The sequence below is a fragment of the Mesorhizobium sp. M7A.F.Ca.MR.362.00.0.0 genome, assembly GCF_004023175.1.
Lineage (GTDB): Bacteria > Pseudomonadota > Alphaproteobacteria > Rhizobiales > Rhizobiaceae > Mesorhizobium.
Genome location: NZ_RZTF01000402.1, coordinates 1 through 2,217, shown reverse-complemented (window position 1 = coordinate 2,217; position 2,217 = coordinate 1). Strand labels below are relative to the sequence as shown.

The 2,217-nt window shown below is 57.1% G+C and carries 1 protein-coding gene and 1 pseudogene; one reads left to right on the top strand and one right to left on the bottom strand.

All coding sequences use genetic code 11. The features are described from left to right. Positions 1-488: 488 nt before the first annotated feature. Positions 489-1,178, top strand: a pseudogene (locus EOC06_RS31320) (plasmid pRiA4b ORF-3 family protein). Here the strand turns inward: EOC06_RS31320 and EOC06_RS31315 are convergent. Continuing rightward, a complete protein-coding gene (locus tag EOC06_RS31315) occupies positions 1,094-2,131 on the bottom strand; it encodes an alpha/beta fold hydrolase (protein ID WP_128309604.1) in 1,038 nt (345 codons plus the stop codon). The pseudogene EOC06_RS31320 and the gene EOC06_RS31315 overlap by 85 nt on opposite strands. Positions 2,132-2,217: the final 86 nt, after the last annotated feature.

Below are 2,217 nucleotides of genomic sequence, written 5' to 3'. Positions count from 1 at the left end.
GCCGTCGGCGTCGGCAGATGCCGATCTCTCCCGTCCAGCCTTTGAACACTACCAGCTATACGGTCATAGAGCATACCATTGGTCGCCATTTCGATATGCGCTCCTTCGGCGCCACCGTGGCTTCTAATCGCCTCCAACACGCCCACGGGCAAATAGGCCTCTGTGCCGTCTGAAGCTTTGACGAACCCAAACCCCTTGCTTGCGTTGAACCCCTTCACCTGGGCGTCGACTGGTGCCGCGACCGCGGGCGGTGGCCGCTGAAAGAAGCTGGGCACGATAAACTTTTCCGGAAAAGAAAACGGCTCGTCGTCATCTCGATGCCGACGCGGCTTGGGATGGTCTTTGTACCTGCTCATGTTCTCTCGGCTGGCGTGGGAGGGAGGCGTTGACCCCTATGAATAAGGTGGGACGGCTGGCTGATTCGCATCCATCGCCACATTTGTCGCGCCGTAATTGCCGCCCCCTTGCCCACGCCATTCGCGCGCGGCATGCTTGCCACATGCTCGACCCTTTCGCTCCCGACAGCTACATCGTGCGCGGGGAGGCCCACATTATCGGAATTGAACCGAGGATTAGCCGCACCCTCGAGCTGCCGATGGCGCTCAACCGTGCCCAACTCCACGAGGTGCTCCAGGCCTCCTTTGGTTGGACCGATAGCCATTTGCACCAGTTCAACATCGGCGGCATCATCTATGGCGCGCCGGAATTCGACGACGACGGCTTCACCGCCAATCGTATCTTCGAGGCGGATGGTCGATTTCGTTTTTTCCTGCGATCCCGACGAGCAGCCCATCACGATCCTCTATGAGTACGACTTCGGCGACAACTGGCGCCATCTGCTCCGTCTGGAACGCCTTCCGCGCGAGGCAGGCGTCAATTATCCTCGCTGCATTGCAGCTGGCCGGTCAAGGCCGCCAGAGGACGTCGGCGGCCCGCACGGCTATGCCGAGTTCCTCGAAGCATGGCGCGACAGCGGTCACGAAGAGCATAATGCCATGCGCCGGTGGGCCGGCCGCAAATTTCATCCCGAAAACTGCGACCTCGACGCCATAAACAACGCGATCGCCAAGGCAGTGCGCGCCGCACGAGGAAACTACCGCTTCCGCCGCCAACCCAGGGCAGAGTTGTCCGCACACGACAGAAACCGTTTCAAGCTCAAACCGGCCAACAAAATGTAAGGCGGCATGGCAAGCGAATAGTGACCACAGTTCAATGCCAAAATAGTTAGCCTGGCTCCGGCGTTCTCCAGCCTCTGCATGAACCTCGCCGAGAGCGCCGGCAATACCACTTTGTCTCTCTTGGCGAACACGACGTGAAGATCGAGATCAGGCCGTGCCAGACTATGTGCGTAATTCTCTAAGTTAAGTGGGCCCCAGGCCCTTCTGAGATCGGTCAGCTCAATCTCAGGCTCAAGGCTATCGCGTATCGATCGTGTCGCGCGGCCCGTCCAGACCATATCCGCTAGACTCCCCGCCGTCAGAAACAACGAGGCTTTTGACACAGACAAGTCGTGTGCCGCGACTACGGCCGCAACCCAGGAACCTAAGCTCATTCCGAGAACCGAAATCTCACGATAGCCTTCGCTTTTCAGCCAACGTATGAGTTTTCGCCCATCCAACACTGCCTGCCTAACAGATTGGATCGTTCGACCGAGATTAGGGCTAAGCATATAGTCGGCGTGCACGGAGCCGGGACGGCTGCGTTCGAAGTGATAAGGCATAGCAATCTCGACAACCGTGATGCCACTCTGCGAGAAAAAGTTGGCAATCTGACGATTCCGGGCGCTTGCATTCCAATGGTGAAAAATCACCATCGCCTGATTGAACGACCCGCTTTCTGTGATTTTCGCCGGGACGACATTGTTCTGTTCGATATCAGTAAAAATGTCCGATGGAAATTTGAGCCACCCATCTAGTCTTTCAAAACCCTGATCACTCACACTCGGCTCATCGAAAAAGGCTGGATCAGCCACGGCTTGGTCCGCAAGGGCACAGAACCCCTCGATACTTGTTATCTTCTTCGCACCTGGAAAGGCGCGTTCCGCGTCAAGGACGAAATCCGTTGTTTTTTTCCCTTCCTCACCGCGTCGCGCCCGCCGCTCATCCCAACGATCAAGCCAGCTATGATACACTCTGATTGTTTCCTAACTCACTTGCTCGCCATCGACCAAACCCTGGATCAACCAGGCTGTATATCGCGAGCAGCACTCCAATGCCT